4 protein-coding genes are annotated in these 7,862 nt (G+C 42.5%); 2 read left to right on the plus strand and 2 right to left on the minus strand.

Annotation, left to right across the window (positions count from 1 at the left end; genetic code table 11):
- Positions 1–198: 198 nt before the first annotated feature.
- Complete coding sequence (locus QUB51_RS22955; RefSeq protein WP_333233546.1) at positions 199–873, minus strand: hypothetical protein; 675 nt, start codon at positions 871–873, stop codon at positions 199–201.
- A 360-nt stretch (positions 874–1,233) separates the two neighbouring features.
- Positions 1,234–2,442: an argininosuccinate synthase gene (locus QUB51_RS22960; RefSeq protein ID WP_333054600.1), complete on the minus strand. Its 1,209-nt coding sequence runs from the start codon at positions 2,440–2,442 to the stop codon at positions 1,234–1,236.
- Positions 2,443–2,750: 308 nt separating this feature from the next.
- Between QUB51_RS22960 and QUB51_RS22965 the strand changes: the two genes are divergently transcribed.
- Positions 2,751–3,689 carry a glycosyltransferase gene (locus QUB51_RS22965; protein WP_333054601.1) on the plus strand — a complete coding sequence of 313 codons (939 nt, stop codon included), beginning with the start codon at positions 2,751–2,753 and terminating at the stop codon, positions 3,687–3,689.
- A gap of 580 nt (positions 3,690–4,269) precedes the next feature.
- Positions 4,270–7,422 carry a PAS domain-containing protein gene (locus QUB51_RS22970; protein ID WP_333054602.1) on the plus strand — a complete coding sequence of 1,051 codons (3,153 nt, stop codon included), beginning with the start codon at positions 4,270–4,272 and terminating at the stop codon, positions 7,420–7,422.
- Positions 7,423–7,862: the final 440 nt, after the last annotated feature.

Below are 7,862 nucleotides of genomic sequence, written 5' to 3' on the forward strand. Positions count from 1 at the left end.
TCCGGCAGGGGTTTCAACCCCTGCCTCAAAGCTAAATTTGTCTGAAGACAATTTAACAAATTATTAAGATAACAACCAATTACCAATTACCAATTATTACTATCGCCTTTGATGACGCAAATCGCTCGCTCGGACTTTGACAAGGGTGGCCCTGCGTACTTTACCCCCTGCTTTGACGATCGCCGGATAACTCTCACATTAGGAAGATTGGGACTTAAATTCTTGAGCTAGCGCCTCACAATTGTTCAAAAGAAACCAAAACAGCCAGATAAATCCAAGCCTCATAGCAATAACCCAAATGTTACTCAAAATAATTCCTTCTTGTAGGTAGCGGAAAATAAGTGATAAGGAGCCGAAAATCATTAGACCTATATGAATCCAGAGCACTGTGGTCACAAAGCGCAAGTTTCTTAAAAGAACTCTCTTTAAGGAGATTCCAAATCCCAAAAAAGCAATAGAAAACAGCAATTTTATTCCGACATCAATATAATTGAAAAGCGACTGAAGGAAAACTTCTCTAAATTGTGGAATAAAAATTAAAGATATTGTATTTAAGAACAGAGCCAGACCAATGTAAAAAAAGGATATCCTCATTAGTCCGGGTGTGAATGCACTTAATATACCCTTTTTAACCAGCACATTATTTCGTTTAACACTATATTCTATTACACCCGAAAAGTTGGCTTTGAAAACCACTTCATAGCTTGACATCTTTCCATCTTCACTGACTTTAAAATAGTGGTTAGAGGTCGGAGCGAGAGAGCTGCCTTTTTCGGAAATCGTTTTGTTATCATGAACAATACTTTGTTTACCCGACAGGCTTAGAATTAATTGTATTTTATGACCGCTCACATTAAAACATACTTCAGACATAGCCAATTTTCTCCTGATCTTATGCTTCAAATATTATGCTTCAAATATGCTGAGGTCTAACTATTAATTAGACTGACTTTTTCAGTATAATACCCCGATGTGAGTGATGAGACTAAAACTTTTCAGGTTATTTACCGAGTTTAATAATCATATACAGATTTTAATAATAACAAGACTTACGCAACTGGCACAGGTTGGGCGATTGCGACAGATAAGGTGCGACGTGCACACCCTACTCTAATTCCGCGAAGGCGGACTTTGTTTGTGTAGCCGCCAATTCGATTCGGTGGGTTAACATCGAATTGTTAATCCGAATTCGATTTGGCGGCTGAACATCAGGTTTTTAACCCTAATTGCCTCCTATTTGTAACCTCTATTTTTTTCCGACCAAATGCGGGTTGGTAGTCCCCAAACATAGACAAATCCTTCGGCAGCTTTGTGATCGAATTCGTCCTCTGCGCCGTAGGTTGCTAAGTCGAAACTGTACAGAGAATTGTCAGATTTGCGGCCGACAATAGTCGCATTTCCTTTGAACAGTTTGAGCCGCACGGTTCCAGTTACTCGCTTTTGCGTGTCCTGAATAAATGCGTCTAAAGCTGTTTTCAAAGGATTGTACCAAAGACCGTTGTAAATCATTTGGCTGTAGGTTTCTTCGATGCCTCGCTTGTACCGCGTTACATCTGCTGTCAGCGTCAAACTTTCTAAGTCTCGGTGCGCGTGCATCAAAACTAAAATCGCTGGTGTTTCGTAAATTTCCCGCGATTTAATCCCGACGAGGCGGTTTTCAATCATGTCAATCCGGCCGACTCCGTGGTTTCCAACTATTTCGTTGAGTTGGGTAATTAAGGCGACTGGTGATAAATTTGTGCCGTTTAAACTGACAGGATTTCCGCAATCGAAACCGATTTCTAGGTATTCGGGTGTGTCGGGAGTTTGTTCGATCGCCTTTGTCATCAAATACACCTCTTCCGGCGGTTCCGCCCAAGGATCTTCGAGGATTCCGGCTTCAATTGCCATTCCCAATAAGTTGCGATCGATACTGTAAGGCGAAGACTTTTTCACGGGCGACGGAATACCGCATTTCTCGCCGTATGCGATCGTTTCTTCGCGGCTCATTTTCCACTCCCGCGCTGGTGCTAAGATTTTAATCTTGGGGTTGAGCGCGCCGATCGACACATCGAACCGCACCTGATCGTTTCCTTTACCTGTGCAACCGTGGGCGATCGCATCTGCACCGTATTTTTCCGCAGCTTCTACTAACAATTTAGCAATCAGCGGGCGAGCGAGGGCAGTCGAAAGGGGATAACGGTTTTCGTAAAGTGCGTTAGCTTGAATCGCTGGAAACGCATAGTCTTTGACAAATTCTTCCGTAGCATCAATAACTAAAGATTCCGAAGCACCGGATGCTAAAGCTTTTTTGCGGATCGGTTCTAATTCGTCTCCCTGTCCCAAATCCGCGGCCAGAGTAATTACTTCTTCAACACCCCACTCGTTTTTGAGGTAAGGAATACAGACGGAGGTATCGACTCCGCCGGAATATGCTAGGACAACTTTTTTAGCGCGACTCATTGCTCTTTACATCCTGAATTTAACTGACATCTTGCACCCTTGTCACTAAGCTTTTAAGGGCGGGCAAGATGCCCACCCCACAAAAAAATATCATTTTTGTGGAACAGGCATCTTGCCTGTTCTGGAGAATGGTGCAAGATGTGATATTTAACCGACTTTTCATTATGCACCTAATTGAGATCGATTCTTGTCAGAAATAGTACAGATTTATATATTCTTTTTTTGATAAACTTGGCTATTTACCGGAGGAGTTGCTGCGGAAAATCTGCTACCGTGGGATACGGTAACTGTGGCGATGGGGAAAAACCGTGTTTTTTAGTGTTGTAATTCCGACGTATAATCGTAAACCGATTTTGGCAAAATGTCTACTGGCTTTGGAAAATCAGCAGTTCGGTGAGATTGTCAGAGACTATGAAGTAATTGTCGTGGACGACGGATCGACGGACGGGACGCTGGAGTGGTTGGCCGCAAATGCTGACTTGTTGCCTCATGTGCGATCGATCTGTCAATCTCACCAGGGCCCGGCCGCTGCCCGGAATTTGGGCGTTGAAGATGCTAATGGCGATACGATTATTTTTATTGACAGCGATTTGGTGGTAACAGAGCATTTTTTGCAAGCACACGCCGATGCTTTACTACAGGGTTACAAAGATACTGATGCTGTTTTTACTTACGGCAGCGTGATTAATACTTGCAATTTCGACAATCCTACCTCAGAACCTTACAAAATCACCGATTTTTCGGCGGCTTATTTTGCTACGGGAAATGTGGCGATCGCCCGCCACTGGCTGCTGGCCGCTGGACTTTTTGACACTCGCTTTCAACTGTACGGATGGGAAGATTTAGAGTTGGGAGTTAGGTTAAAAAAATTAGGTTTAAAACTCATTAAATGTCCCGCTGCGGTCGGTTATCACTGGCATCCAGCTTTTAGTTTGGAGCAAATTCCAGGCATGATTAACCGAGAAATTGAGCGCGGGAGAATGGGAGTTTTGTTTTATCAAAAACACCCAAGTTGGGAAGTACGGATGATGATTCAAATGACTTTTTTGCACCAAATTTTGTGGGGAATTTTATCATTAGGTGGGATGCTGAACGAGCGAACGATGACTCCTTTTTTACAGTGGTTGATTGACCAAGGCAAGCCCCAGCTAGCTTTAGAAATTGCTCGGATTTTTCTGAATTGGTATAACGTGAAAGCCGTTTACGCCGCTTGCGGAGAATTGCAAGCCGAGACAAAGATACCATAAATCAGCCCCATCCCGCAAATAAGATATAAGATATTGTAGGAGTTTTTTAGGGCCCATTGGTGTCAACTTAAGCTCATAATTAGTAACGGTAACAACTGTTTGACAATTATGCCTACACTGCCCTAGGGCTGCTTAATAAGGGAAATTTAGGGAACTCACAACTTGGATACCAACCAGAAAAAAATAATTTTTAGTCTTAAGTTGACACCAATGTTCCGGCTTGTTTAAATTAACCTTTTTACTGAGGATATCTAATGAAAAATCTCAACACAAAGCACCCGATCAATGGCTGCAAGCATGGTCGTATAAAGTCTAAGAATAAAAATTTTACCTTTATTTAATCAATATTGCTTGGTTAGCCTGTGATTAGAGGAATCTAGGCTGTTTTATCACCAGACTCCGATAATTTGAGCTACCAAGATTTTCAAAAGATCGTTACTTTTGATATAATGACAGATAATTTAAGAGTGTGCTAGAGAGCCAATAGTTGTGCTGGTTTATCTGAGAGTGTTAGCTACAAGCGGTTAATGACTTTAAAAATATTCCCACATATACAACTTGAATAGTTTGAGGGTTTGCTGTGAATACAACTGACGATAAAAATCCAAGACTAGAAACAGTTAGACTTGAAAACACTGTCTTACAAGAAAATATTTTAATGGTGGACGACCATCCAGAAAGCTTGCGGCTTTTATCCCAGCTTTTGTCTAAGCGGGGATATAAAGTGCGACCGACACGAGATGGCAAATTGGCTCTTAACTTTGCTATGTCGAGTCCACCAGACTTGATTTTGCTGGACATCATGATGCCCGGTATGGATGGGTATCAAGTCTGCGAAAAGTTAAAAGCTTGTCCGCAAACCAAACATATTCCTGTGATTTTTATTAGCTCTTTAAATGAAGTTTTTGATAAAGTCAAAGCTTTTTCGGTGGGAGGAGCCGACTACATTAGTAAACCATTTCAAACAGAAGAAGTGGTGAGCCGGATCGAAAATCAACTGCTTCTGAGCCGTCTTTATAAACAAATTTTAGCACAAAATGCACGGCTGCAAGCAGAAATAGAAGAACGCAAGCGGATCGAAGCAGAACTCCGAGACAGCCAACGCTGGCTGTCGGCAGTAATTAAAACACATCCTAATCTTTTGTACGTTTCCGATTTGATTGAACAGCGAACTTTGTATATCAACCGCGAAATATATAGCGATATTGGCTATTCTTTTGAAGAAATCCAGCAAATGGCAGGAGGATTTCTTCCTAACTTAATACACCCTGACGATTTGCCAGGATTCTCAGAACACCTCAGCAGGATTGAGGCAGCAAAAGACGGTGAAAGCTTTGAGTGTGAGTACCGAATTCAGCACAAAAATGGTGAATATCGGTGGTTTGTTAGCGTGGATACCGTGTTTGCCAGAACCGCAGACGACAAACCTTGGAAAATTTTGGGGACGGCTACTGAAATTAGCGATCGCAAACAAGCTGAACTAGAACTAAAAACAGCTTTATCTGCTTTAGAACGGCAAATCAAACAAAGGTTTTTAATAGAAACAATTACTCTTGAAATTCGATACAGTTTAAATCAAGATCAAGTTTTTCAAACAGCTACTGCCCAAATAGGTAGAATTTTTAATGCTGATTGCTGCTTGGTTCATACCTACACAGAACACCCTATTCCCAGAATTAATAATGTCGCTGAGTACAAAAAATCCGCATCCAAATCGCTTTTAGATTTAGAAATCCCCGTACAGGGCAATCCTCACGTTCAGTTTTTATTATCCCAAGATCAAGCTGTAGTTTCTGACGATGTTTTTTCCGACCCGCTGCTAGAAAACGCCCGAGATTTGTGCTGTCAAATAGGCTTAAAATCGATGATATCCATCCGCACTTCCTACCAGGGAAAAGCCAACGGAATGATATGCTTGCATCAGTACGATCGCCCCCGCCACTGGACGCAGGAGGAGATCACATTATTGAGCGCTGTGGCGGCACAGATGGGAATTGCGATCGCTCAAGCAACACTTCTGGAACAAGATAAACAACAGCGACTTAAACTTCAACAAAGCGAAGCTAGTCTAGCAGCCGCCCAGAAAATTGCCCACATCGGCAGTTGGGAATTTGATTTAGTCACCAATAAAATTACTTGGTCAGAAGAAGTATTCCGCATTTTTGGTCTTGACTCAAGTGCAACTGAACCGACATCTGCCAAACTTTTAAAGATGTGTCATCCCGACGACAGAGAATTATTTCAAGAAACAGTCAGCCTAACTATCTCACAAGGCATTGCCTACAAAAGAGAGTTCCGATTTTTGCATCCTAGCCGTCAAATTATATACGTGGAAGGAAGGGGAGAAGCTGTTTTTAGCGAAACCGGGGAAGTAATAAAACTGTTGGGAACAGTGATGGATATTAGCGATCGCAAACAAGCCGAAGCAGCTTTGCAAATTAGCGAAGAACGTTTTTATCTGGCATTTGAAGGCAGTGCGATGGGCTTGTGGGATTGGAATCTTGCCACGGGAGAAGTCTATTTTAATCCACGGTGGAAAATGATGCTGGGATATGAAGTAGAGGAGGTAGAAAATAGTTTTGCATCCTGGGAGCAACTGGTACATCCAGAGGATTTGTCTCCGGCTAAAGCAGCGCTAAATGCTCACCTGGAAGGCAAAAATCCTACTTACGAAGTGGAATTTAGGATGCTGACAAAATCCGGCGAGTGGAAGTGGATTTTAGCTCAAGCGAAGGTGATGGAACACGACGCTTCGGGAAATCCTTTGCGGATGACGGGTACGCATATTGATATTAGCGATCGCAAACAAGCCGAAGTAGAGTTGCAATTTAGCGAACAGCGAGAACGAGAAAAAGCGCAACAGTTAGAAAAAACTCTGGCAGACTTAAAAAAGGCTCAATCTCAGCTCATTCAAGCAGAAAAAATGTCAAGTATCGGGCAAATGGTAGCGGGAGTAGCCCACGAAATTAATAACCCCATCAGTTTTATCTACGGCAACATTATTCCCGCCGCACAGTACGCTCGCGATTTGGTAAAATTGATCGATCTCTACCAGCAATACTATCCCGAACCAGTTCCTGAAATAGCCCAAGAATTGGCAGAAGTCGAGGTAGATTTTATTGCTGGGGATTTCCCAAAAATCATGGCTTCAATGCAAGAAGGTGCTAACCGAATTAAGCAGATAGTGCTGTCTTTGAGAAACTTTTCGAGACTCGACGAAACAGATCGCAAAGTAATAGACATTCATGAAGGGATAGAGAGCACTTTGGTGATTTTGCAGCACCGATTCCAGTCACAGCCAAAACATCGGGAGATTCAAGTTATTAAAAATTACGGAAACCTGCCCAAAGTCGAGTGTTATCCGGCTCAATTAAACCAGGTATTTATGAATTTGCTGGTAAATGCGATCGACGCTGTGGAAGAGTCATCAGCAAACTGTACTTGCAAAGTTAACCAGATTCGCATTGTTACTGAAGTCAGCAGCGAAAATCAAGTGTGTGTGCGGATTTCTGACAGCGGGCCCGGTATCCATCCCGAAGTTCAGTCAAGGATGTTTGACCCATTTTTTACTACCAAACCTGTGGGCACCGGCACTGGTTTGGGGTTATCGATTAGTTACCAAATAGTTAAAGACACCCACGGCGGTAAGTTGGAGTGTCATTCAGAAGTTGGCCGAGGAACAGAATTTGCGATCGAACTGCCGATTTCGCAAAAGTTAAAAGTTAAAAGTTAGGATAAGCTGTTAAATCATGGGCGGTAAATTAACCATAATTCTTGGTAGGGGCCGGTTCACCAACCATCTATAATATTACTCACAGATGAGCGTAAACCCCCTCGACCGTCAATCGATTTTAGATTTTAGATTTTCGATTTTAGATTGACCCCAGGGATCAATGCGGGGGCAATAAGTGATTTTCGATTTTCGATTTTGGATTGATTCCACGGATAAATCACGTGGCGGGTACCACATGAAGAAATTCGTGGTCAGATGGGGGGCAATTGCAACGGATATCATATTAATTGTGTATCAGAACCTATTTTAGGGTGCGTGATAACCTGACATTTTCTCCCGTATTTCCTGCGAAGGGTCTGTCATTTAGGATCGCGAATTAAATAACTTACAATTTTAATTGTTATTGTGGGATGGGCGTCCCGCCCGTCCAAAAAGGACGG

Origin of the sequence: Microcoleus sp. AT8-A3 (assembly GCF_036705675.1) — a bacterium.
Lineage (GTDB): Bacteria > Cyanobacteriota > Cyanobacteriia > Cyanobacteriales > Microcoleaceae > Microcoleus.